The sequence below is a fragment of the Posidoniimonas corsicana genome (assembly GCF_007859765.1).
In the GTDB taxonomy this organism is placed as follows: Bacteria; Planctomycetota; Planctomycetia; order Pirellulales; family Lacipirellulaceae; genus Posidoniimonas; species Posidoniimonas corsicana.
The window spans coordinates 2,688,839-2,713,034 of sequence record NZ_SIHJ01000001.1 but is presented as its reverse complement, the minus strand read 5'-3'; the positions used below and the strand labels follow the sequence as shown (position 1 = coordinate 2,713,034).

Sequence of the window (24,196 nt, the reverse complement as noted above, 5' to 3'; positions counted from 1 at the left end):
CAACGAGGCAATATGATCGCTACCGGGCCGACTCGAACTGTTGCCCGGCTGGGACTAGCCGAACAGAACCGTCTCCGTAGGCAGTAACACAACCACCCGGGTGGGGGCCACCGAGTCCGACTGCATCGCCCCCGGAGTCGAGTGACGGCACCCCCTCAACGCTTCTCGCGAGATCTGAGCAACTTCCCACATAGGCGGAAAGCTGGTCCCCCTCGGCATTTCCATCCAGGTAGTGCGACGGAGAAACAGTCTTCTCCGCCACAAACACCGATTTGCTCAGACCTCGTTGGAGTTGGATCTCGCTAGCTATCACCTCAGAACGTTCGTGGGCGATCGTTGTGCTAACCGCGTAGTCCGTCTTCGCAACCGCCAATGGTGGGTCGGCGTTTTGCAGCTGCGGAGGGCCTGCGTAGGGATAGAGTGACGCGGGCCTTCGGCTCGGGCAGTGCAAGACATTGAGCGGAGACGCTAAGAGCGTTGAGGCGGCGAGGCGTTTGTCCTGTGCACTAGCGCCATGGCCCAGGTCTCGGACCTCTTGAGCCTCTAGGTAGACGAGCACATTGTAAATCCAGCCCCCGGGCTGCTTCGGCGAGTATCCTCGATCCGGATCTCCGACCCAGTCCGGGCCCCACCCCCCTGTGGGAAATGTCCCGTGAGTCTGCTCGTGCAATTTGATCGCCAGTGCGAGCTGTTTCAGGTTATTAGTGCAGGTGGAACGCCGAGCAGATTCGCGTGCCATCTGAACAGCTGGCAACAGCAACCCGACAAGCACTCCAATAATCGCCAGCACCACCAGCAATTCAACAAGGGTGAAGCCACTCTGCAGCCGCATTTGAGCGTGTGGGTTCCGCATGGCTAAGGCCCCAAACATTCTTTCATTGATACGGGCACAACTCTAGAACCCTCTTACGCCCTTCGGCAAGTTAAACGAAGTACGCGAAGATTTGCAATCAAAATCCGCCCACCATTTGCTGCCCCAATCAACCGCCACACTAGGCTACCTCGGTGAGGCACGCTCACTTTGCCACCTCAGCTTCAAGAGGGACCCGTTTGCGGTGCGTGAGCAGCCAGTCGAACAGCGAGCGATCGGAGTAGACATCGTCACAAATAGCGTGGCCCATTCCAGGGAGTATCGAGAGAGTGACTTCTCCACCGGCGTTGGTGACCGCCTCTGTCATTAGCGTAGTTTGTTCGAGAGGAACGACCTTGTCTTGATCGCCGTGGAACGCCCAGACCGGCGTTTGGGCCAAGCTCTCAGCTTCGTCTGGGTTGCCGCCGCCGCACAATGGAGCAAATGCGGCAAAGAGGTCTGGATAGGCGGCTGCCGCCTGCCACGTTCCGAATCCCCCCATGCTGTAGCCCGTGAGATAGATCTTCTCCCGTTCTATTTGGTGTTGTTCGACAACGTGCTCGACTAGAGACCGAACCATCTTTGGGTCAAAGGACTGATTTTGGGGGCATTGGGGCGAAGCCAATATAAATGGAAGTGGTTCGCCCTCTCGTGCCAATCGTGGGGGGCCTTCGCTCGCCACAAGATCGAGGTCCCTGCCTCGAAGCCCACTGCCATGCAAATAGACGACTAACGGCCAAGGCTGCCCTTCTGGGGAGTATGCGTCGGGGAGATAGAGCAGGTATTGCGTTCCAGTTGCGGATTGCTCATCCATGAAATGTTGCTCGACCTGCCAGCCGGCACGCGGCCGGTTCCGCCAGTCATTCACATACGGCCAAGCAATTTGAAGGAAGAGGCAAGCTAGCGAAGCTGCGAGCAAAATCTCGAGGACGGGAGTTTCTCGTCCAACTCTTGACCTTCGGCCGTCAGGCCCTTCACCAAGGCCCGGACTAACCTTCCCGTCTGGCGTTCGCAACGAAGCTTCCTTAAGCAATCCCATTAGTTCAGGCTGCTCGACGATCCACTAGGCGAAGCTGAATCAGAGGAGCCCGTCTAGCTGGTGGCCTAGATCGTCTGCTTCTTGCGAGCTTCTTGCATCCTCTCGAACAGCTCTCTCTGGCTCTTATCGTCGAGATCCTTCCAGTCGCCTCTTCGGACCCGCATCGCAAGCGGCCTCTTTCGACGACGAATTCTCTTGGAGCGTGGTTGAGCACGCCAACCAGCAACTAGTTCTGGTCCAAGCCGGATTCCAACTAACCCTAGAATGATCAAGCCGTTGAGAAGCAACCAAGCCGACCGGCTCCAATTGCGAGTATCTATGGCAAAAAGAAAGCTTCCCCAAAGCGAAGGGAAAAGCTGAAGCATGAGGGAGAGAATTGCCAGAACCAAGAGCAGCTCTAGTTTGCCGATGCCAGCTCGGGTGTCTCGGGCATTTCGACGGCGGTGTTGAAATGATGAAAACACTTCGTTTTTTTGTTGACGCCGCAATCTTGACTTTGTACACAGAGCATACGGTTCTTCGCAGCTCAAGTCAAGTTTGTTTTTCAGAGTCCGCTCGCCCTTGAGAGTGGTGGTCGGATTGCCCAACAGCACTCTTTCGCACACTCTCGATCCTCGACCCTGGTGAATGGCTACACGGGCTGCTTGATTCCCTTCCAAAATGTCCAGTGTGAGGCAGCCAGGACAATTGCTTCGAGACGAGCAAGAACAGCCCGACGAATCCGCAAGCGATAACATCGCGTCAGGCGTTAAATTTCGAGAGGTTTCACCAGCCATCGAGTTCATGTGCTGGGTGGTTGTGGCGTTAGCGCCGCTACTGCGGCTCGTGAACGGCCCACCGGTTACAGATGATCAAGCAGCCATCCAAGCAGCGCTCGTGATCCTTTCGGCATCGGGCGCTCTCGTGCTGAGATTGTACAACTGGTGGGTCAAGCCTCCGCAGGCCTAAACGAGGTTTTCGTGTATGCCTGAGTTCGCCGCCAGCAACCCTAACAAGGCGTTCCCAGATCGACTCCCATCGGTGTGGACGGCCGTCCGCGTGCCGGTTGGCGTTTTGCTGATTGCCTCTGCGCTTCTCAAGGCGACCTCGCCCTGGGAGTCGGTGTTGCTGGAGTCCGCGTACAACGTGCCCCAGTGGGCTATCTTGCTGGCTATTCAGGCAGAGATCGCCCTGGGGGCCGCCCTGCTATGGGGCGCCTGGCCCAGCCAGACGCGGCGAGCCGCCCAAGCCACGTTCTTGGTGTTCGCCGCGTTCTCTGCGTACCGAGCGATTATTGGCGCCGAGTCGTGCGGCTGCTTCGGCCTGATCAAGGTCAACCCGTGGTGGACGCTGGGACTAGATGTTGTTGTGTTGGGCGCACTAAACCTTGGCAGGCCGGAAACCGACCGTCGCCACCCGCGCGCGACCCGTCTCGCGGTTGTCAGCTACGCAGTTGTTGGCGGCCTATGCCTAGCGTTGGCAGTCTTGGTCGCCCCCAGCAAGGCTCATGCAAACCCGCTGCTGAAAGACATCGGCGGGATGACGCTGTTAGAACCGGAGGAGTGGGTCGGCCGGCCCTTCCCGCTAAGCGAGTTCATTGAACCGTCTCGCCAACTCGCTACCGGCGAGTGGGTTGTGCTGCTCTATCACCACGATTGCCCCAAGTGCCAAGCGGCCCGACCTAAGTACGAGGCGCTGGCTGCCCAGAACGCAGCTTCCGCAGGCCCGTTCGTGCTACTCGTCGAGATTCCGTCGTACGGCACGGACCAAGCGATGCCTAACCCTAACTATGCAAGGCTCACCGACCGCCGCGAGTGGTTCGTGCAGGCGCCAATCGAAATCACACTCCGCGATGGCGCCGTCACGAACGCCTCGCTTGATCTGCCAAGTATCCAGCATGCCATCCCCTGAACGAGTACAACCAGATGCGGAGGCGGGCACAACCCTGGCTGCAGCTTCGGTCTCGGTCATCGTGCCGGTCTACAACGAGTCCGGCAAGGTGGTCAAGGCTATCGATCGCCTGCTTGCGTTGGAGTGCGTGACTGAAGTTGTCGTCAGACGCGGACCCGGAGTACGCCCCGGAAGAGATCCCCCGGCTCGTCGAGCCACTGCTTCGATTGGAGGCGGACGTGCTCTACGGCACCCGGTTGGGGCGCGGCGACCGCCAGCAATCTCCCCGCGAACGCTTCTTTGCGAATCAGGCGCCGACTTGGTTCTCTAATCGATTCACGGGCCTGTCGCTCACCGACATGGGAACCGGCCACGAGGCGTTCCATAGCGAGTTGATCAATGAAGTGAATCTCTGTGACGATCGGCTTGGTTTTGAACCGGAGCTGACGACTAGGATGGCCAAGCTTGGCTGGCGGTTTGCGGAGCTCCCCGTGAGCGACACTCCGTGATTCTACGCATAGGGGAAGAAGATCGGCGGACGCGACGGGATTCGGGCGTTGAGGTGCATCGTGCCTTATCGGTACTGGAACTAGCATCAATCTTATGAGCAGCTTGCAAGCCAGCTTCCATTGCCTCGCCCAGCTACTCGATAAGCCGCGGATCGCATGGCGGGTGGTACTCGGGCTGCTGATAGTGCACACGGGCCTGTTGATGTACAGCGCCTTCGTGCACAGCCCCACGCTCAACGAGCCGGGACATTTAGTGGCCGGCCTCAGCCACTGGAAGTTCGGGCGGTTTGAACTGTATCGGGTCAACCCGCCACTCGTGCGAATGGTGGCCGCGCTTCCCGTAATCGCGGTGGGCTATGAAGAAGATTGGTCCGGGTTCTACGATGGCCCCGGCGCTAGGCCCGTGTTTGGCATGGGCGAGGACTTTGTCGCCGCCAACGGCCCGCGGACGTTGTACCTGACGATGATCGCCCGCTGGGCGTGTATCCCGTTTAGCTGGCTGGGCGCGATTGTCTGCTACCTGTGGGGGCGAGACCTCTACAGCCGATCCGCGGGACTGGTCGCCTGCTTTATCTGGTGCTTTGAGCCAAACATCCTCGCCCATGCGTCGCTAATCACCGCCGACGCCCACGCTACGGCGCTAGGTCTTGCCGCCTGTTACACGTTCTGGCGATGGCTCAAGAAGCCCACCTGGGTGCAGGCAGCGCTGACGGGCGTGGTGCTTGGACTGGCTGAGCTGGCCAAGACAACGCTTATACTGTTCTACCCGCTCTGGCCGCTGCTGTGGCTCGCCTACCGCTGGCAGGACCGCGCGGCCATGACCGCTAGGGCATGGGCTCGCGAGGCTGGCATGCTCGCGATTAGGATGGCAATCGGTCTGTACGTGGTGAACCTCGGCTACGGTTTCGAGGGCAGCTTTACCCAGCTCAACCAGTTTCAGTTCGTAAGCAACCTATTCACCGGCGAAGCCCCCCCGGCACCCGAGACCCGAATCTCAAACCCCGCCCCCACCACCCGCTTCTCCAACACCTGGGTCGGCGAGCTACCCGTCCCCGTTCCCAAGAACTACCTGCTCGGCATCGATATCCAACAAAAAGCGTTCGAGCGCAACGGCCGCCCCTCGTACCTGCGGGGCGAGTGGCGAAACAACGGATGGTGGTATTACTACCTGTACGCGGGACTTATCAAAGTCCCCGTAGCAGCGTTGCTGCTCGCGTTTCTCGCGGCAATGCTGTGGCTGAAACAGCGAGTAGCGCCGACTGCCGATAGGACACTGCCGAAAGCTCCCCGCGATGAACTGGTTCTGCTATTTCCAACGTTGCTCATCTTCTGCGTCGTAAGCTCTAAAACCGGCTTCAGCGAACACTTTCGTTATGCGTTACCGGCGTTTCCGTTCCTCTTTATTTGGATTGGGGGCATATTCCGCGACTCAGATCGTAATTCTCTTCACACAGAATTTGACAGAGCGAAAGAGTACGCTCTAATAACCTCACGTGCGGCCCGCCGCCTTCGAGTTCCGCTTCGATGGATCACACCCGCCGTGATGCTCGCCTGGCTCAGCGCGAGCAGCTTGTGGATTTATCCACACAGCCTGAGCTACTTCAACGAGACCGTTGGTGGACCACTGAATGGGGCGAAGCATTTACTTGGGAGCAACTTAGATTGGGGACAAGACTACTACTATCTCGAGAGCTGGTGTGTGACGAATCCCGATTTACGCTTGGACCTAACGGAGAATGCCGTAACCTATCACCCCGCCGACTGCTTCATAGCGATCAGTAACGCTACTTCCTATTCTCTGCTGTGCGATTTGAAGGATGTAGCCGTACTGCGTGTCTTGAATGCTTCCGCTATTACACGACTGAATATACTAAGTGAGACCGGTACAGAACCACGTAATCGCCGACGAGGTAGAGCGTTAAGGTCCCAAACTGGTTATGGCTTAACCGTGCTTGCGCCTTGGTCGGCTACAGGGGAATACGGGATCGCGGATTGAACTAGTACATTCCACGCAACATGTTGAGCGGCCCTCCCGCGCCACTTGTGTTGCTAATCTCCAACTTGGAATCCGAAACCCAGGCTACCTCGCAATTGGCAGGAAAGGGGTCCTGAGGTTCCTGCAAGGGCAACTACACGATTATCGCGAGCCTGACAGATGACGCGTGCTTGGGAGTCAACTGCGATTTTGGCGTTTGTTGTCGCCTTATGGAGCGGTTACGGACTCCTGCAGTCAGACAATGGGAATTCGCCTCAATTGCAGGGATTGCCCGCACAGACTTCAATACATTTGGGATCGCTAGATCCTGGTGCAACGTTATCCGAGACCTTATTCCTAAGGAATGGCTCTCAAAGCACGTTGCAAATCAGCACGATTCGAACGAGCTGCGGGTGCTCTGAAGCGACTGCGACCACAGACTCCGTCCTTCCTGGCCAACTACTCACCATTAAGTGTGCGTTTGATATCGGTCGAAGAAGAGGTCAATTCTCCACGTCGATACTGATCGACTACAAGGTGAGTGACAGAGTACCGCAGCAGAGAAGCTCAATCCTCGTTAGCGCCGACATCGAAGATGATTACGCATTCCAACCGCACGGTGCCATCGCCTTCAGCTCGCATTCGAAACAACGAAAAGTGCTTAGGATTGAATCACTGATCGGAACAGATGCACCAACTATCCTACGCTGCGAACCTCGCAATACGTGGATTAAGGCTGCTGTGCATCCCTCCAATCCGAATTTGCTCACAATCGAGTTTGATCCTAGCGATTGGCCCGGCACTCCGTCGCATTCGGGCGTTACCGTAGTCACCGACAACACGAGACAGCCCACCGCAGAATTGCCGGTTGAAATTCTTCACAACTGAATCCTAGGCAAGTCGCAGCTGCTGGTTCGGTCGACCAGCCTAACCAAGGGAGGCCAAACAAATGGCAACAACCTCTTATGGCAGAAAGAGCGGTTCTAACTTTCGATTGGCCTCCATCTGGATCACTGCATGCTGCACGCTTCAACCGTTGACAACCCTGGGGAATCCCAACTGCGACGGCACCTATCCAGCCCAATACACTGACTGCCCCGGAGCGGGGGGGAGGCGGCACTTGTGACTCTACAAACTATGACGAGCCTTCCTGCAATCAGGCTATTATCACTGTTATTTCGGGAGGAACGTGGGATTGCCTCTCTCCGGGCCCTGGTGAAGACAAGTGCACAGAGAAGTGTGAGAGAATTGGCCGCGTTACTTGTTATCAGTACTACAAATGCGTTTGGCAATCTGGACAGTGCGTGCAGGGATTGCCCCTCGTAGATCCGGTAACTGGCGTACCAGAGAAAGAGTATGAGGACGCTTACGGCGCCGTAGCGTGCACTAATCCATGCTCTTGAATTGCCGTCATATGCTGCGACTACATCGCCCAATGACGCCAACTCCGCCATATGCAGGATTCCCAGCTCGGCCGAGAGCCGGTGAACCACTAGTAATTTAGGAGATTCGCGTGCTTATTCGAACTGAACACTTTCAAAGAGCACTTTTGACAAGTCTTGCCACTTTACTTTTCCTAGCGACTCTGGCTGCACCGCTTGTATCTGCTCCCTGCTGTGACGGCACTAATCCGGCTCCGCTCGCTCCATGCGGAACGGCAGCTACCTGCTCGGGGTCGACCCCCGAAACCTGCTCGGGAGCAATGAATACCCGACAGCCCAGGCACAACTCGTGCGTCGGTGGAGGCGATATTACAACGGATAGGTGCGAAAACATAGGAAACGGGATTTGCGAGACTTGGTACAATTGCACTTGGACTGGAAATGGGTGCGGACAGGGTACGCCATTGATAAATCCAGCTACGGGCAAAGCGGTTGTCACTGGGACTGCAGTATACGCCACTGTTGAATGTGTAGACTGCACTGCCTAACTCAAGGCTGCGACAGCACTTTCTGCAATGAATTGCGATACGCCTTGCCCACGCAGGAAAGGTGTAATGCGTCGAATGAACTGATGACGATGATCGCTCGTTTTAGTTGCCGGGCGACGCACAAGTGCTGATCTGCTTCCACAGTGCTGACTTAAGACACTTCGCAAGAATCGATTGATGAGTAGCCCTGACTCCTCCAGGCCATTATCGTCGACACTCACGCGACTCGCCTGCAGAAACACAAGAGTGGTTGTGATGGCGAGTCAGTGCGATCTTCGCATGGGTGTTCTATCTGCCTTTCTCATGACCTGTATTGGGGCGTCCATTGCCCAATCAGATGCGATTGACGATTTAGTCGCATACCGAGACGAGTTGTACGAGTCAGGAACTGCATTAGTGGAAGTAAGGGACAGGCTCGATGAGAACTCGATTGTCTTTCAACACAGTGTTTTCTTCGATAAGAGTAGAATTCGTTTTGACACGCGTGCAACTTCTCCACTCATGGACGGCTGGGGCCCATGGGACCGAAAGGCACTGACAGATCAAGTCTTCTTGCATGACCCGGGACAGGAGTTGCTGGTGGAGCGAACGTCGGCGGAATCTGTAAATCAACCATTCCTCAATCAGTATATGTTCGACCCACGTGGGATCGGAACAACCCTCGACGGGGTCTATTCGTTGCGGGCGCGTTTCCCGTATCGCAACATTCGCGACTTCCTTGGCATCCCGAAGGTTGAGTTGTCTCCAAACGATGCGAGCAAGGACGGTAGTGTTAGGCATTATGAATTTGGAACCAAGGCGAATGGCCGGCTGACAATCACAATGGATGATAGATTCGACGGCCAGCTCACCCGAGTGGAGAGAACATGGCGTGCTGCTGGGCTCGATAAGCTGTCGCATGCCATTATTGAGACTTCTTATCAATCAGTGGTGGGCAATAACACCACGAGTTGGTTCCCCCTAAAGTCACACACGGTGGTGAGGTATGGTGATAAGATTACCCAAGACATGGAAATTGAAGTAAGTAGAGTGTCTTTAGGCAAAACTCCCCCCGAAGCGTTCACACTAGAGGGCTTCAACCTTCCTGAGGGGACACGCGTCGTTGATTCGACGTCAGGGCGAGCGACTGGCATGGTTTGGGAGGGTGGCACCTTACGGCGAATGAACTCAGATGACACTGGCGGGCGAGATGCCAGCGATGCCCTGGGCAGACCTGGCGAGACGCCTCAGCGCCACAAGGTACTTCTAGTCATTAACATCCTTGCTTGTGTCGTACTAACTTTATTGGCGATCATGAGAGCAAAGATGAAATTCTATCGATAGTTGACTCGGCTCTTATCGTACAGAAAGTGTTTTTGCCGTTACTTCATCTTACAGGAGCGACCTGTACTGCCACTGCCTGAAAGGTGTGGTTGAGCATTCCTAAACCTTGCGATCGAGGTGGATTCTCGAGAGGTTATCATCGGGGTTTATCGGTGGCACCAGCGTCCCGAGTGGGCACACTCACTGTTGGCAATAAGAACAGAAGGCGGCATTCCATTTGGCCTTGTCGAACAATCACTTGCCGGGCCGCTTAGAACGCCATTGGACAGGGTTTCATCTCCTCGCGACGGAGCGAACGTTGACAAGCTCCTGGGTGGCGGGCCGCGCGACTGGCAAGGAGTACAAGGTCAGGAGTTCGAAGGCTTACCACAAGTTGCTTGTCAGCCGCAGCGACGTGACGCTGTGGCTGGAAAAGGACGTGAGCCTCGGCTAGGAGCGTTAGAATGCCGAGATGCGGGGGGAGCCCCGTATACCTTCAGCGACGAGGCAATCCATTGCCTGCTGTCGCTGCACGAGATGTTTTCGCTGACCTACCGTTAAACCACAGGTATCGGACGATCGCTAGTGAAGCTGATGGGCGTTGGCATCGCGATCCCCGACTACACCAGCCTGCAGAAGCGGGCGGCGAACTCAGGCCTATCCGAGGTTCTCGTAATGCCTGAGTTCGCCGCCAGCAACCCTATCAAGGTTTTTGCCAATGAATCCTCATCGGCGTGGGCGACTGCCCGCGTGGCGGTTGGGATTCTGCTGATTACCTCAGCATTTGTAAAAGCGACATCGCCCGGGGAGTCGGCGCTGCTGGAGTCCGCGTACAGCGTGCCCCAGTGGGCTATCCTGCTAGCCGTCCAAGCAGAGACCGCCCTGGGCATAGCCCTGCTGTGGTACGCCTGGCCCCGCCAATCGCGACGAGCCACCCAGACTGTGCTGTTGGTGTTCTCCGCGTTCTTTGCGTACCGTGTGCTTGGCGGCGCCGAGTCATGCGGCTGCTTCGGCCTGATCAAGGTCACCCCTTGGTGGTCGGTCGGGCTCAACGTTGTTGTCTTAGGCGCGCTGACGCTTGTCAGGCCCGAAACCGAGTTTCGCCGCCCTCGCGCAATGCGTGTCGCGTTCGCCAGATACGTCGCGTTAGGCGGCCCGTGCCTCGCGTTGGTTGCCCCCAGTGGGGCGCAAGCAATCCCGCTGCTTAAAGACGTTGGCGGGATGACGTTACCAGAACCGAAGAAGTGGACTGGCCAGCCCTTCCCGCTAAGCGGATTTCTCGAGCCATCCTAACAATTTGCTGTGGGGGAGTCGGTGGTGCTACTCTATCGCCACGATAGCTCCAAGTGCGAATTAGCTCGCCCAAAGTACGAGGTGATTCGCGCCCAGAACGCGCCGTCGGCCTGCCCTTCAGTGCTGTTAGTGGAGGTTCGCCCTACGGCTCTGGCCACAACTTTCGACGCCGGAGGTACGCAAGGCTAACCCATGACCGCAAATGGTTCGTGCAGGCGCCGGTCGAATTCACTCTCCGCGATGGCGTCACAACGAACGCCTCGTTTGACAAGCCGAGCATCCAGAATGCCAGCCCTTAAACTAGTACAATCTGAAACAGAGACCGGCCCAACCGTCGCGACAGCTTCGGTCTCGGTCATAGTGCCGGTCTACAACGAGTCCGGCAAGGTGAACGAGGTGGTCAACCGCCTGCTTCCGCTCGATTGCGTGTCCGAAGTGCTCGTGATTGATGACGGGTCGAGCGATGGCGGCGTGTCGGCGGCGGCTGACCCCTCCGGTGATCGCCTGCGGGTGTTTCGTCACGAACAGAACCGAGGGAAAGGGGCTGCCATCCGCACAGGGCTAGCCAACTGCCGTGGCGACATCGTCGTGATCCAAGACGCAGACCTGGAGTACGCCCCGGAAGAGATCCCGCGGCTCGTCGAGCCACTGCTCCGATTGGAAGCGGACGTGGTCTACGGCACACGATTCGGGCTCGGCGACCGCCAGCAAACTCCACGCGAACGCTACTTGGCTAACTGGCTGCTGACCTGGCTCTCCAATCGCTTCACGGGCCTATCGCTCACGGATATGGAGACCGGCCACAAGGCGTTCCGCCGCGAATCGATCGACGAAATGAAGCTCTGTGAAGATCGGTTTGGTTTTGAACCAGAGCTGACGGCAAGGCTGGCCAAGCTCGGCTGCCGGATTGCGGAGCTCCCGGTGAGCTACACGCCGCGATCCTACGCCGAAGGGAAGAAGATCGGAGTGCGCGACGGGCTTCGGGCATTGTGGTGCATTGTGCGTTATCGGTATTGGAACTAACGGCAATCAATGAGCAGCCTGCTAACCAGCTTCCAGAGGCTCGGCCAGCTGGTTGACCAGCCGCGCGTCGCGGGGCGGGTGGTGGTCGGGCTGCTGGCGGTCCACACAAGCCTGCTGATGTACAGCGCGTACGTGCACAGCCCGACACTCAACGAGCCGGGGCACCTAGTCGCCGGCCTTAGCCACTGGAAGTTTGGTAGGTTTGAACTTTACCGCGTGAATCCGCCGCTGGTGCGGATGGCCGCCGCGTTGCCCGTGATGGCCGTGGGCTACGAAAGCGACTGGAGCGGGTTCTATGAAGGACCAGGTGCCCGCCCCGTCTTTGACATGGGCAAGGATTTTGTCGCTGCCAACGGTACACGGACGTTCTTCCTGACGATGATCGCCCGCTGGGCCTGCATACCGTTCAGCTGGCTGGGCGCCGTCGTCTGTTATCTGTGGGGACGCGACCTTTACGGCCGAACCGCGGGACTCATCGCGTGCCTAATTTGGTGCTTCGAGCCCAACATCCTGGCCCACGCATCGCTAATTACCGCCGACGCGCATGCTACCGCATTGGGGCTGGCGGCCTGCTACACGTTCTGGCGATGGCTCAAGACGCCCACCTGGGCACAAGCAGCACTGACCGGCGTCGTACTCGGGCTCGCGGAACTGGCCAAGACCACGCTGATCCTCTTCTACCCCCTCTGGCCGATGCTGTGGCTCGCCTACCGCTGGCAAGACCGGGCAACCATGACGCCTCACACGTGGGGCCGCGAAGCGGGCATGTTGGTCTTGCGGATGGCGATTGGACTGTACGTGGTGAACCTCGGCTACGGATTCGACGAGAGTTTCATGCGGCTCAAAGAGTTCCACTTTGTGAGCAAACTGTTCACCGGCGAAGCCCCTCCGGACTCCGAGACCCGAGAACCGAAACACGAGTTCACCAACCGCTTCGCCAGCACTTGGCTCGCCGACCTACCAGTCCCGTTCCCCAAGAACTACTTGCTGGGCATCGACACTCAGCAGAAGGATTTTGAGAGTTATGGTCGGCCTTCGTACTTGCGAGGGGAATGGAGGGACCGCGGGTGGTGGCACTACTATCTGTACGCAGGCCTCATCAAAGTGCCCCTGGGCTTGCTGACGTTAGGGGGAGCCTGCATTTTACTGTCGCTTTGGGGAGTTCATCCTGCCCCCGCTCGCGACTCTCTGCTTTTGTTGACACCTGCGATAGTCGTCCTTTGCGTCGTGAGCTCGAAGACTGGCTTCAGCGAACACTTCCGGTACGTGCTGCCTGCTTTCCCCTACGCATTTATATGGATCAGCGGAGTTATTACTGCTTACGGCTCCCGAATCTTTGAGAGAAAACTTGACAAATCGAACCAAGCCGCTCGAATAGAGGGCAATGCGGTTAGCCGGGCCGACACTTGCGTGGGCTCGGTTGTTTCCACTGGGCTGCTCGTCTGGTTGAGCTCTAGCAGCTTATGGATCTACCCGCACAGTTTGAGTTACTTTAACGAGTCGATTGGTGGGCCGCTGAATGGGGCAGAGCACTTGCTCGGAAGCAGCGTCGATTGGGGGCAAGACCTTAGGTATGTATATTGGGACGCGTGCTCGATAGACGCAAGCTCGCGCCTTAGCGTCGGACGCCTTGGAAGCTTAAGGACGCCTGGACTTTTTCGTTGCCCGTGTCACCAAACCCCCGCCCCTTTAGAGGCACAGGCGGGGCAGTACTGTAGTGTCTACTATATACACGGTGGAGGCTGGGACCCCTGGTGCAGCTCCAATGCATCCCAGCTACGCGAACTCCTAGAGCAACAAGAAAGTGCCCTAAATCGCAAACGAGTTAGCTATACCGTTGTCTACCCTCTTCTTCAATCCAACTCCAAGTAAGTGTGCCGCATACTATGTGAGCGTTGTTGAGGCGCCGGAATGTTGTCGCATCGTATATCTTCCCAAAGGAGCTCTGTTCATGTCCGTGAACTCCCTATTCGTACTCTTGGCTGTCAGCTCGGCTTTGCTAGCCGGACAGTTGTCGCCTTCTCTGAGTCCGGCTCAGGCTCTCCCGAAGGCTGCACAAGCCCTAATTCAAGGTGGGACTTCAAACTGTTATGCGAAGGACACCGACGACACGGCATGCGATGGCGATGAATCGTGCGTCTACCACGAGTTCGGCCCCGAAAGCCCTTGCGCGGCCGGTGGTCCGTGCAACTTCCACACCCAACATTCAGGCATTGACAAGGCCTACTGCAAAGCGGTCGGGACAGGCAAGAAGTGGTGCACACCATCCATTCCAGAGACTTGCACCAGAACTCGATCTTGCGCAGAGGACGAAGGTGGCGCATGCACAGAACACTGCACTTCTTGGACGGACAACGAGGTTCCTACTGATGTCTTTCTTTACACATCTTGCCCCACCGGCTAGTTACTCCAACGCAGCAAACCTTGCGACGGTGCCAACGGCGACCTCGAACTCACCTCCGTCCATGCGCGCGTGGTCGTGCGGCAGCGTCTCCGAGAACTACAGATCGTTGTCCCAATCAAGCTATGCCTGCGTTTATCCCACTCCAACGGTTGAAGGGGCTAGATCCTGTTTCAACCTGGCAGGAGTTTCGACAACGCTGATGACCTAAGGCTTTGAGTTGCGCCTGAGTGGGACCGCCGTGGAAGGGTGTCTCGTGGATGCACAATGCAAGTATCCGAGGCTTGGCATTCAGCTGTCACATCCCAGGCTTCATCGCCTTATTTGAATTGAAAAGAATCGTCGAGCTCGTTGCTTCGGGAGCAAGCGAGCACTACGCATCGTTAGTACTACCGCTATTACCCTGTGAGCTTAGCCGCCAGGGCGGCACACCAGGGACGCCGCGCTAGAAGCTCCGGAGAGCGAGTCCGTATCTCCATTCCTGGCTTGGCCAGGCAACGCCCCATCTGAGTCAACCACCCGGCGAATACGGCTCGCCTGCTGGCAATTGCCGCGTAGACGACTGCGACCACACTCCCCAAGGCTCTAGCAGATGAAAAACCCCAGGTCGATAATCTTCCACACTTATCTGAACTATCATCACGATCTATTTCAGGCACTCTTCGCAATTGCGACGCTCGTCACCGCATTCTCAAACGCCGCGAGTGCAGCCAACGGGGGGGATGAACTTCCGAGCGCGGGTGCGATTATGGACAAGGTTGAATCACGCTTCCCACTTGTCGACAACCTCCAAGCCGACATAAGGTGGCGCTACACCGAACTGGATAAGCCAGTTGAGGTCTATACCCAAAGACTATGGTCTGACTCGTTGGGCCGGTTTCGGTCCCGAGTCACCAAATCCATTGAAGGGATCGCACAAGAGCTTCGCACATACGACGATATTTTCGACGGAGGCACGAGTTACTTGTCTACCTTCCGTGCGGATGTACCGCACCATGGGGTCATTGGCGTAGACAGCAATGGGGATGAGCCGGCAGGAGAAATGGGGCTGCTAAGTACGGCAATTTACAATGGCAAGGGGGCGGATGGGCAAGATCTAGTGATGACCAGACTGCCCAACGCCATTGATTGGTGCTCTGACAGTGCGCGGAAGTGCTTTGATAAAGCTATACGGAACGGCGCTGAAGCCACTGTAACCGAGTCACATAACAAAGACTTGAGCTGCCGAGAGTATGTGATCGAGTTCACCTCAAAAGGCGTCGGTTCCTCCAAGGGCTACAATATCCGGTTCTCAGTTGCACCGGATAGGGGATACTTAGTTACAGGCTTTCATCGGCGAGCCCTGGGCAATGGTACGGATATTCACCAAGACCTCACTAAGTTGAAGAAGACTGGGGGGGTTTGGATGCCATACGGAAGCCGGTCACGAACCGTGAACTCAGCGAGCTCCAAGGAGTGGTTCCGGTGGGAAGCCGACTTTCAAAACCTTGTCGTCAACTCCCCGATACTTGATGACGACACTTTCTCGTTTATCGGAGCCCCGGGCTCCGTCGTCTTTGACCACCGGTACGATGTGCGATACCGCGTGCCACCTAGTGGCGTACGCACCGACCAGCTTGCTGCGGTTGCCCTTCGCGTATCAGAAAATGACCCGTCAATGCCGCCGTTAACACATAATCCGTTTCCACATGGACTTGAAATAAACTCAAATGCTGATTCAGAAGCCGGGAATCGACCAAACCATACTCTTGTGGCCATCAACGTCGCAGTAATAGTACTGCTACTAGTAGCATTAGTCTATAGATTGCAGAACTAGGTACAGATCGGATCGCAATGCCAGATCGATCGATAGCCCACTATTGACCAGGCAGCTTCCGTACGCATTCAATCGTTTCAGGAGAGGGCCTGCGTGAACTTGTTGGTATCCTTGGTGCAACTCGTGGGAGCAATCACGATCCCTCTCTGCGCTCCTGTTGCCTTGAGAGCAAACGAGGAGAGATTTGCAGAGAGCCATCCAGACCAATCTTGCGGGCAACAATGCCTTGCATTAATCGCTGGCAGACTGGGCCGCGACCTGCCTCTCAAGAAAATCGTTTCCATTTGCCCCTCAGGTCCTCAGGGCGCGAGCATTGCAGCTCTGAGCAAGTGCGCAGATACCGCTGGACTTCACAGTCTTGCAATCGCGCTGCCAGCGGATCGCGTTAAACTCATTGGAACCCCGGCGATACTTCATCTTCAGAATGACCTTGGTGGGCATTTCGTTGCAGTCTTCCCGAGCCGTCACAAAGGAGACCTTCACTGCTGGGATCCAAGGACAGATTCCATGGAGGTGATATCGACGTTGCCAAGGTCTTTCACCGGCGCCGCGCTTCTGATTTCAGACAGCAAAGTCAGCATTGCAGACTTTACACAACGCGCCGATACTCTGTCACTAACCTTATGGTCAGCCGCCGGGATACTGCTCCTTTGGCGCGTTCTCCCGCTCGGCATTTGTCGCGGTCTTGAGCTGGCACGCCCCAATCGTCAGCCTGCGGCGGTTCTAGCATCGCTGTCTTGCGCGATTGGCGTAAGCGGCTGCACCATGGAAATTGGTAAGGAGATCGAATCGCAAGGCAGTGGCGAGAGGATCGACCTGAGCCAGCCGGTTGAGTCTAGTGACATCGATTTTGGTGAGGTGATTGCGGGAACGGCCGCTAATAGAGTAGGAAAGATTGCTTGCGACAATAACAGAACGTGGGTCGTTAAGAAAATCAAGACCAGCTGTGCCTGCACTGTTGCAGAGTTGGATACTGGATCTGAACTATCGCAAGCAAACGAGATTTGCTTCTCCATAAGCTTGAGGGACGCCACAACGCCAGGACGATTCGAGTCGACGATATTCGTACTACTCGAGAATGACCTAGGCGAGGCTAAAGCGTCGCAGTTTAGAGTATTCGGCAGAATCGTCAGACCTATCACGTCAGTTCCCAGTGTAGTTTCTCTAATCAATAAGAGTCACGCCTCGGCGGTGCTGCGATTCTCCAGCAAGTTCCGTGGAGCCAAGATCGCCAAGGTGGATTGTGATCATCCCTACATTACCGCGCGAGTAGCGGAGACGTCTCCCGACGCCGCCGAAATAGAAGCAAGCCTAGACCAGATGTGTCCAAGTGGCGACATTTATGGATCTATCACAGTGCACTTCTCTACCCCTGCATCGCCACCGCACTCGATAAGAGTAATTGGACGCAAAGAGTCACCATTTAGAGTAATGCCCCGACGACTACAGGTCACTAAACGCATCGGCTCGAGAACGGGGCAGATCTTGCGCAAACTTCAGGTGTCTCGAGAAGATGGAGCCCAGTTTAGTATTAGGCAAGCTCAAAAGCAGCCAGGAGTAGCATTGGTTGCAGATGAATCGCATGCCTCAAATAAATCTATGCACAACCTTGTTGTTGTGATTGACCCGTCTGCTTCGGTACAGCAGAGGCATCTAGTACTTGCATGCGACGACACAAATGACGCTTGCATAATTGTGCCAATTGTTTTTGAGAAGTGATTTGCTGAAGGTTTGCGGTAACTCCTCACCCACCTGCAGCAACGCCACTGGCGCGATAGTCCACGACTTTCGGACAGCAGCTGTTCAACGACTGTTGCAAGTAGGCTTCCCAGGCCGGCTGAAGTCGAGCGTCACGTTACTGAAGTACGACCACCAGACAAGCGAATTCAAGACGAACTCTGGCCCGTTGCCCGCGCGGATCGACCTTGGCGCGGCGCCACGCTGCTTGCGAACAGCCTCAAGCACCGCGGCCGCGTCGTCGCCGCTGAGTCCGTGATGGGCGCGGTGGGGGTTGTGGTACCCGAAGTAGTCCGCCAGCACCCGCCGCAAGTGGCCTTCGCCAAGTATGATCACGTGCTCCAAGGATTCCCGCCGTACCGAGCCCACAATTCGGTCGACGTACAGATTCTGCCTGGGACTGTGTGGAGCCGTGGTGCGACCTTCTATCCTGATCGCCGCGACTTCCACCGCCAGGCAAGCCTGTGGAACCAACGCGGCTCGACGGGTCCAGTAAAGTGCTCGTCCGAAGATCATAGAAAGCAGTGACTTGATAGCCGGCCAGTTGAGCTCTCCGGCGTACTTCGCGGGCCTGACCGCGGTCACTTGGCTACGTTCGAATGCGGCGCCCCCCGTACGCCTTCGCGTCATTGGGTTCTCTCGGCGTCGCATATGCTCCTAATTGTTGGAAGCGGGGCACCTGTTCAGTAGCGACCGCGAGAGTCTTCTGGTCTATTGGCGGTAAAGAATCCGGTACAGAATCGTGCGGCACAGTACGCAATTCTGGCCAAAAAGAGGAATACACTCGCGAGAGGGAGTAGTCGCAGTAGCGTTGTAAACTCTTCTACGACTGGTGCTTAGGAATACTCGGACGCGATTGCAACTCGCGATGGTCCTGACCTCATAATCCCTTGGTCGGGGGTTCGAGTCCCTCCCGGGCTATTTGCGTCTCAGCACGCACCGCTTCGCAGGCCGTCACTTAAGTCCGCAATTTGCAGGGGCTTGGGAGGTTCCTTTTGCAAGCTCTCCTCACACCGTCCCGAGTTGGGCCAGTCTCAGTCGCAAGCTCAAGGCGACCGCCCGCGTGAAGGTGGCGAGCGGACAAGTCCTGCAACTGCTGGCCGAGCCGCCCTTCGTGCCGCCGCCCACCCGGACGGCGACATCGGCAAGAGCCACCAGCTGCGGGCGTGGAACTACTGGATGATGAGCCAGCGGTCAGGCACGCTCTCGTACCAGGTGTTCGCGGCCGGGTTCTCGCTGGCGGTATTCCTGCTGTTCTACGTCGGCTGCGACCTGTACGGCTGGCGGATTGGCGTGCTCTGTACCTTCGGCGCCAACGCCCTGGCGGCCTACGTCCTGCACATGATGGTCGACCACTCGGTCAAGTCGTTCATGCCGCGCGACGCCCCTGAGTGGTACATGTGGGGCGGGCGCGCCGTGTTCATCGGCGCTACGTACCTGCTGGTCCGCAGCCTGGAACTGCGGGCCATATACCTGAAGCTGTAGCACGTATGCTTCGACACGCTGGCTACGCTCTGGCGCGTTGTAGGTGTTTCGCTGCGAAGTGCACCTATCGGCGAGCACTATTTGACTTTTCGTCTGGCAACGAAACCTGCGTCGGAGAGACAGAAACGTTATTGGGGCTCGGCATACGCGCGCCAAGCTCCTTGCGCCACTCGCGCAGCGCAGTGTGCATTGACTGCAACCGATCCGGGCACTCGTCGGCAAGGTTGTTTGCTTCACCGATGTCGTCGCGCAGATTGTACAGCTCAACGTCCGAGTCGTTCTCGTTCTCCCCAAACCACTCGATGAGTTTCCAATCTCCCATCCGCATCGCGCCGCCTGGACGTCCCCCCTGATTACCGTAGTGGGGGTAGTGCCAGTATGCAGGCGGGCGCTGACTCTCCTCCGCCGCTAGGGACCCGGCAAAGCTCACACTGTCGAGGCCCTCCGACTCTGGCACGTCTAGCTCCGCAAGCGTTAGAAGCGATCTGTAGAGATCGCAGCCGGTCACCACCCGTGATGAGACAGCGCCAGACACGGACTCACCGGGCGGGCGGACGATGAGAGGAACGCGAATGCCACCCTCGTAGAGCCAGCCCTTGCCCGCGCGGAGGGGCTTGTTCGTGGTCGGCCATCCTTGCTCTGCAGAGATGCCGATGTCCCCGGTCGCAAGCCCGCCGTTGTCGGACGTGAACACAACAATCGTGTTGTCCGCGACCCCAGCCTCTTGGATCGCGTTAAGCACAACCCCCACCGCCTGGTCCATGGCCTCCACCATTGCGGCGTAGACGGCGTGGTCTTGCCTCGCCCTCTCTGTGCCGTCGAGGGTCTGCACCATCTCGATTGCATCGGATCGGGAAAACTTCTGCTCATACTTCTCCAGGAGGTCTTTGCGGGCTACGAGTGGAACGTGGACGGAGTAGAAGGGGAGGTATACGAAGAACGGCTTGAAGCGACGAGCATGGATAAACTGCGCGGCCTCACTGGCGAGTCTGTCGGTGAGATACTCTCCCTCGGGGCCGTCGGAAAGCCTCGGGTTCGCGTAAGGAGAGTAGTACTGCTTCCCGCCAAAAGGCCCACCCTGGGACCACCCGCCAATATTCACGTCAAACCCTTGGTACTCTGGCCAGTGACGCTCCCCGCCCAGGTGCCACTTGCCGGCGTGCAGCGTCGCGTAGCCGGCGTCGTGCAATCGTTCGGCAAGCGTTATTTCCTCCAGCGGTAAGTTGCCGATGTAGGGCGCCGGCTTGAGCGGCGTGTCTCTCTTCCAGTTCTCTGGCTGAGGGTCGCCGATGTGAGCCGTTAGGCCAAGACGGGCGGGGTTCTTGCCCGTCATCAAACTAGCGCGGGACGGCGAGCACACGGGGCACGTCGCGTAGGCATCGGAGTAGCGAACGCCCGATGAGGCTAGCTGGTCAATGTGTGGCGTCTCGTAGGAGTCACTTCCATAGCACGCGAGGTCCTTCCAGCCGAGGTCGTCCGCCACAATTAACACGATGTTCGGCGGAGACGCTGCAATCGCCGCCGCGCCCGCCAAGACGGCTGAGACTGTAACCAGGGTTCGTAGAATCATCGCCGTTGAGCACGTATGTGGTTGAGAGTGAAGCCGGGGAGGACCACGCCGGACCCCGGCGTGGTCCGCTATTGGGGGCCTGGTGTGGGCTACCTCGACCTGCGCCGCTGTCCCACCAACGTTCCCGCGACCATCAATGACAGCAAGGCCGCTGCTGGTTCTGGGATGGCTGTTATGACCAGATTGTCGATGTACCGGTGGACAAACTGGTTGCTGCTGAAACTCACCGTCCCGAAGCTCGGGCCCCCTTGCACGGAGAAGGAGTAGGGGGACCCACCGTCGATACTTACAGCCCCATCGATCGTGTCTGCTGAACCGTAGGCGCCCGGCATTTGCGGAACGAAAGTCAACAGCACGGAATGTTCCGCGAGTGGGTCGCCGTAGTCGACCGGACCTTCGCTCCCCGTTGCTCCGAGGAACACCCCGTCCTCGAAGAACTGTGTGTTACCGGTGTTCCCGCCGACGCCTTGCTGGAACAGCAACGCGAATTCGGAATCTGACGTGTTGGCGGCGGAGCCGAAGGCGTTCACCGTGGGGTCAAAACCGAGCGCGACGCTGATGAAGCCTCCCCCCGATCCGCCCGCGCTGACAGGCGCGAACCTGCCAAAGTCAAAAGCGACGCTGAAGCCGTTGGGGGCCTGTGCAAGAGCGTCGTAGGTGGTCCGCCCAACGCCCTCGATGAGCGATGCCAGGTCACCGTCTGTCACGGCGTTTGCGCCGCCCCCTCTGCTTGGCCCAACCAACCACGCGGCGGAGTTCGAACCGCCCAGCGCGTTGTCGTTGGAGCCCCAGTCGGCGAAGTTGTTGGGGTCCGCGGGCTTGCCGTTTGGATCGCCGCTCCCTTCCACCCGGTTGAATGAATCGGAGAAGAGAACTCCTGCCTGGACGTCGGGTGCGGTAGACCAGAACGCCGCCGTAACGAGTGCAAACGCGATGAGGTGCTTCATTAGACTGTGACTCCCAAAGAGAAGAACATGGTGCAGAAGAGCCGAGTAGGATTCAGGGGCCGCGGCCTAGCGCCCGGGGACCGCCACAGAGGGCGGCAACCCCGACGAAGAGCAGCAACGAGGTGGGCTCCGGAACCTGGGATGCATCGAGGCCACCAAGCTGCGAGGCGCCGGCGGCATAGTTGTCGCGCCAGAGTTCGTAGTCGGCTTGAACCACTGTCCCACCGCCTGTCCCATTGCCATTGAGCACCGACGAGTCGCCCCCGAGGTTGTCGCGCCAGACCGTGTAGTCCGCGGCGTCGACGAGGTTGTCGTCGTTGAAGTCTCCCGGCAGGCCGGTCGCCGTGCCCAGCGCGGTAATGATTACATCATCGATGAACGCGCCGCCTGAATTCGACGACCAAGCCACATATCCGGCGAAGTTGGTCAAGACGTTCACCGTGTGGGTGGCCGCGGCAACGTCGGTCCCGTCAATCGACACGCTCACCGTGAGTTCGTCGCCTGTATCAAACCCATCCGGAGCCAGCACAGTGACGAGCGATGTGAACTCAGCGGCGCCGTCGCCGGTAACGAAGTCGATGTTCCCGGGCGGGTCGAGCTTGTCGCCGCCGAACTCGAAGACCTGCATTCGAAGGTCGGCGAAGTCTCCCCCCTGGTAGATGTAGGCGTGCTCGCCCGCGTCATTGCTCGTGACCGGAAGGAACGCGGCGCCGCCGCTGGTGGACGCGATCAGGGCGGGGTCGGTCCCGAGCGAGAAAGACAAGAATCCTCCGGATGACCGGCGCCCCTTGAACTCGACCGTGAATCCGCCGCCGGCCAGGACGTTCGGGTCCGTCGCTAGGTTGTAGTCGACCGCCGTCACTCCAAACCGAATCACCCCCTCGTTCTCACCATTTGCCGGGTCGTCGGTGTCCTGCACTGTCTGGTCGACTCCGCCGTCGGTCGGCGGCCTGCTAGGCGTCGTGATGTACTTCTGAGTGATTGTTCCGCCGAGGGCGTTGTCATTCTCGCCCCAGTCGCTGAACGTGTCCCCGTTGGATGGGTTCGCGTTCCCGGTCGTCCTTTCGAAAGTGTCCGACAACAGCACCAACGGCTGAGCGGACGATACCGGCGCAAGCAGCATGCATGTGCACAGCACAGTGAGTGGGCGATAGATGGAGAGGGTCATGGTGTACCTTGCTAAGTCCTGTTACGCGGTCTCAGAAGAGCCTGGGTGCGCCCACCTGCGGGCGCCCTGCTGCGCGCACACGCTGTTGGCGGCGGCGCCTAGGGTAGTCGGGATGGCTCGCCGTCGTCTCGAACCGCAAGCCGCTGATAGGTGGGATGGTCGATCGAGTCCACTACGAAGTGCACCGACGCGTCGCACATGCTGACAACGACTCCGCCGGCATGCCTGCTTCGAGCTGCCATGTGCATCAGACGTTCTTGCGTCGTAGGGCTGCACGGCAATCCAAGGTCCGGCTGATCGGCGCACGTCCCCCGATCCCCCTTCACGTTCTTGTCCTGCCCTGGGTAGGGCGTGGTAAGACCGTTTGGTGGAAGGTACGCGGTAACGTGGTACGAGCCCGGCAGGTGGTTCCAGATGCGGCCCCGACGGTCCACCGCCCCAGGGGCCGTCGGGGCTTGGAGCATCTCCAGCATGAGGAAGGTGTGAGACGTTCCGTCTGTGATCTGAGAGAGCTTTGCGCCGAAGTTGTAAGAAAAGGGCGCGCGTCGGCTACCGGGCCCAGACTCCCGCTCGGTAGCTGAGCTGTAAACGATGCTCATGGGAGCGTCAGCCGCGGCGCCAATCTCAAGCCGCTCGTCGTACTGATCGAAACCGAACAGCGACCCCCAGTTGACGCCGTAGTTGCCCTTGGCGTCGTCGAACTGGTCCGACGTAGCGCCGCCGCCGGCGGTTGTCGCCGTCATCCGCTGTCCCTGGTCGCTGGGGCACTGGTAGGTAGGCATCGGCGATCCCAGCGCTTCGAGCACCGGCACCGGCTGGTCGTCCCAGTCGAGCGCACGGTCGTACTGTGAGAACCGCGGCCCCTCTTCCAGGTAGCTCATGAGGAAGACAACGTTGGGAGTGAATCGGGGTCCCGGCGCCGAGTTGTTCTCGCTGGCTCGCCATTGGTTGCCAGGCGCCAGGCGGTTGTTGGTTGACTCGTAGTTCATGTGCGCCAACCCGAGCTGACGCATGTTGTTCATGCAGCTGCTGCGTCGTGCTGATTCTCTCGCAGCCTGGACGGCGGGGAGGAGCAGAGCGATCAGGACGCCGATGATAGCGATCACCACTAGCAGCTCGACCAGCGTAAATGCGTCGAATCGCTGGCTGCCAGCTTTCCCGCCCCGCTGTGGCGAGGACCAAAGGGTGGGGCGTCCGTGCTTGGCGAACGCCTCCGTACCGAGTTCGGCAAGAACCCGCGATCTGAAACACGCCTGCAGAGAGTCCATGTCCGCCAGCCCTG

General features: G+C 58.1%; 19 protein-coding genes. 12 read left to right on the top strand and 7 right to left on the bottom strand.

The features are described from left to right. Positions 1–19: 19 nt before the first annotated feature. Both KOR34_RS10395 and KOR34_RS10390 read right to left on the bottom strand, forming a co-directional pair. A complete protein-coding gene (locus KOR34_RS10395; protein WP_197531311.1) occupies positions 20–832 on the bottom strand; it encodes a DUF1559 family PulG-like putative transporter in 813 nt (270 codons plus the stop codon). 184 nt (positions 833–1,016) lie between these two features. Further along, the gene (locus tag KOR34_RS10390) at positions 1,017–1,664 is read right to left on the bottom strand and encodes a carboxylesterase family protein (RefSeq protein WP_197531310.1); all 648 of its coding nucleotides are present in this window, start codon (positions 1,662–1,664) and stop codon (positions 1,017–1,019) included. A gap of 1,188 nt (positions 1,665–2,852) precedes the next feature. Here KOR34_RS10390 and KOR34_RS10380 point away from each other — a divergent pair. The 11 genes from KOR34_RS10380 to KOR34_RS10335 all read left to right on the top strand — a co-directional run bounded on the left by KOR34_RS10380 (position 2,853) and on the right by KOR34_RS10335 (position 17,726). Continuing rightward, entirely contained in the window at positions 2,853–3,779 is a 927-nt protein-coding gene (locus tag KOR34_RS10380; protein WP_146564517.1) for a MauE/DoxX family redox-associated membrane protein, read from the top strand. Between the two features lie 218 nt (positions 3,780–3,997). Next, a complete protein-coding gene (locus tag KOR34_RS10375; protein ID WP_146564516.1) occupies positions 3,998–4,267 on the top strand; it encodes a hypothetical protein in 270 nt (89 codons plus the stop codon). Positions 4,268–4,361: 94 nt separating this feature from the next. Continuing rightward, positions 4,362–6,263 (top strand): ArnT family glycosyltransferase, encoded by a 1,902-nt coding sequence (locus tag KOR34_RS10370; protein WP_146564515.1) that lies wholly within the window; start codon positions 4,362–4,364, stop codon positions 6,261–6,263. 159 nt (positions 6,264–6,422) lie between these two features. Next, a complete protein-coding gene (locus tag KOR34_RS27490) occupies positions 6,423–7,130 on the top strand; it encodes a DUF1573 domain-containing protein (protein WP_146564514.1) in 708 nt (235 codons plus the stop codon). A gap of 1,297 nt (positions 7,131–8,427) precedes the next feature. Then, on the top strand, positions 8,428–9,495 hold the full coding sequence (locus KOR34_RS10360) for a hypothetical protein (RefSeq protein WP_146564513.1): 1,068 nt from the start codon (positions 8,428–8,430) through the stop codon (positions 9,493–9,495). 298 nt (positions 9,496–9,793) lie between these two features. After that, complete coding sequence (locus tag KOR34_RS27320) at positions 9,794–9,928, top strand: hypothetical protein (protein WP_261342645.1); 135 nt, start codon at positions 9,794–9,796, stop codon at positions 9,926–9,928. A gap of 140 nt (positions 9,929–10,068) precedes the next feature. After that, positions 10,069–10,767, top strand: a complete 699-nt coding sequence (locus KOR34_RS10355; protein WP_390620785.1) for a MauE/DoxX family redox-associated membrane protein — start codon at positions 10,069–10,071, stop codon at positions 10,765–10,767. Positions 10,768–11,052: 285 nt separating this feature from the next. Further along, entirely contained in the window at positions 11,053–11,790 is a 738-nt protein-coding gene (locus KOR34_RS10350) for a glycosyltransferase family 2 protein (RefSeq protein WP_146564511.1), read from the top strand. Between the two features lie 9 nt (positions 11,791–11,799). Beyond that, positions 11,800–13,662 carry an ArnT family glycosyltransferase gene (locus KOR34_RS10345; protein WP_146564510.1) on the top strand — a complete coding sequence of 621 codons (1,863 nt, stop codon included), beginning with the start codon at positions 11,800–11,802 and terminating at the stop codon, positions 13,660–13,662. A gap of 1,121 nt (positions 13,663–14,783) precedes the next feature. Beyond that, positions 14,784–16,007 (top strand): hypothetical protein, encoded by a 1,224-nt coding sequence (locus tag KOR34_RS10340; RefSeq protein WP_146564509.1) that lies wholly within the window; start codon positions 14,784–14,786, stop codon positions 16,005–16,007. 93 nt (positions 16,008–16,100) lie between these two features. After that, positions 16,101–17,726 (top strand): cysteine peptidase family C39 domain-containing protein, encoded by a 1,626-nt coding sequence (locus KOR34_RS10335; protein ID WP_146564508.1) that lies wholly within the window; start codon positions 16,101–16,103, stop codon positions 17,724–17,726. An 84-nt stretch (positions 17,727–17,810) separates the two neighbouring features. On the opposite strand, the gene KOR34_RS27485 is transcribed toward KOR34_RS10335, so the two are convergent. Beyond that, on the bottom strand, positions 17,811–18,260 hold the full coding sequence (locus KOR34_RS27485) for an integrase core domain-containing protein (RefSeq protein WP_197531309.1): 450 nt from the start codon (positions 18,258–18,260) through the stop codon (positions 17,811–17,813). A gap of 507 nt (positions 18,261–18,767) precedes the next feature. Here KOR34_RS27485 and KOR34_RS10325 point away from each other — a divergent pair. Next, positions 18,768–19,229 carry a hypothetical protein gene (locus KOR34_RS10325; RefSeq protein ID WP_146564507.1) on the top strand — a complete coding sequence of 154 codons (462 nt, stop codon included), beginning with the start codon at positions 18,768–18,770 and terminating at the stop codon, positions 19,227–19,229. A gap of 64 nt (positions 19,230–19,293) precedes the next feature. Here the strand turns inward: KOR34_RS10325 and KOR34_RS10320 are convergent, their stop codons facing one another. The 4 genes from KOR34_RS10320 to KOR34_RS10305 form a co-directional block, all read right to left on the bottom strand. Next, entirely contained in the window at positions 19,294–20,799 is a 1,506-nt protein-coding gene (locus KOR34_RS10320) for a sulfatase (protein WP_146564506.1), read from the bottom strand. 89 nt (positions 20,800–20,888) lie between these two features. Beyond that, positions 20,889–21,746 (bottom strand): hypothetical protein, encoded by an 858-nt coding sequence (locus tag KOR34_RS10315; protein WP_146564505.1) that lies wholly within the window; start codon positions 21,744–21,746, stop codon positions 20,889–20,891. Positions 21,747–21,798: 52 nt separating this feature from the next. Then, the gene (locus KOR34_RS10310) at positions 21,799–22,914 is read right to left on the bottom strand and encodes a hypothetical protein (RefSeq protein ID WP_146564504.1); all 1,116 of its coding nucleotides are present in this window, start codon (positions 22,912–22,914) and stop codon (positions 21,799–21,801) included. Positions 22,915–23,012: 98 nt separating this feature from the next. Next, positions 23,013–24,182: a DUF1559 domain-containing protein gene (locus KOR34_RS10305; protein WP_146564503.1), complete on the bottom strand. Its 1,170-nt coding sequence runs from the start codon at positions 24,180–24,182 to the stop codon at positions 23,013–23,015. Between the last annotated feature and the right edge of the window lie 14 nt (positions 24,183–24,196).

What these genes read in the sequence shown, in the direction of transcription:
- KOR34_RS10395 (WP_197531311.1), bottom strand. Translation starts at nt 832, where the DNA reads ATGCGGCTGCAGAGTGGCTTCACCCTTGTTGAATTGCTGGTGGTGCTG.
- KOR34_RS10390 (WP_197531310.1), bottom strand. Translation starts at nt 1,664, where the DNA reads ATGGATGAGCAATCCGCAACTGGAACGCAATACCTGCTCTATCTCCCC.
- KOR34_RS10380 (WP_146564517.1), top strand. Translation starts at nt 2,853, where the DNA reads ATGCCTGAGTTCGCCGCCAGCAACCCTAACAAGGCGTTCCCAGATCGA.
- KOR34_RS10370 (WP_146564515.1), top strand. Translation starts at nt 4,362, where the DNA reads ATGAGCAGCTTGCAAGCCAGCTTCCATTGCCTCGCCCAGCTACTCGAT.
- KOR34_RS27490 (WP_146564514.1), top strand. Translation starts at nt 6,423, where the DNA reads ATGACGCGTGCTTGGGAGTCAACTGCGATTTTGGCGTTTGTTGTCGCC.
- KOR34_RS10360 (WP_146564513.1), top strand. Translation starts at nt 8,428, where the DNA reads ATGGCGAGTCAGTGCGATCTTCGCATGGGTGTTCTATCTGCCTTTCTC.
- KOR34_RS10355 (WP_390620785.1), top strand. Translation starts at nt 10,069, where the DNA reads ATGGGCGTTGGCATCGCGATCCCCGACTACACCAGCCTGCAGAAGCGG.
- KOR34_RS10350 (WP_146564511.1), top strand. Translation starts at nt 11,053, where the DNA reads ATGCCAGCCCTTAAACTAGTACAATCTGAAACAGAGACCGGCCCAACC.
- KOR34_RS10345 (WP_146564510.1), top strand. Translation starts at nt 11,800, where the DNA reads ATGAGCAGCCTGCTAACCAGCTTCCAGAGGCTCGGCCAGCTGGTTGAC.
- KOR34_RS10340 (WP_146564509.1), top strand. Translation starts at nt 14,784, where the DNA reads ATGAAAAACCCCAGGTCGATAATCTTCCACACTTATCTGAACTATCAT.
- KOR34_RS27485 (WP_197531309.1), bottom strand. Translation starts at nt 18,260, where the DNA reads ATGATCTTCGGACGAGCACTTTACTGGACCCGTCGAGCCGCGTTGGTT.
- KOR34_RS10320 (WP_146564506.1), bottom strand. Translation starts at nt 20,799, where the DNA reads ATGATTCTACGAACCCTGGTTACAGTCTCAGCCGTCTTGGCGGGCGCG.
- KOR34_RS10315 (WP_146564505.1), bottom strand. Translation starts at nt 21,746, where the DNA reads ATGAAGCACCTCATCGCGTTTGCACTCGTTACGGCGGCGTTCTGGTCT.
- KOR34_RS10310 (WP_146564504.1), bottom strand. Translation starts at nt 22,914, where the DNA reads ATGACCCTCTCCATCTATCGCCCACTCACTGTGCTGTGCACATGCATG.
- KOR34_RS10305 (WP_146564503.1), bottom strand. Translation starts at nt 24,182, where the DNA reads ATGGACTCTCTGCAGGCGTGTTTCAGATCGCGGGTTCTTGCCGAACTC.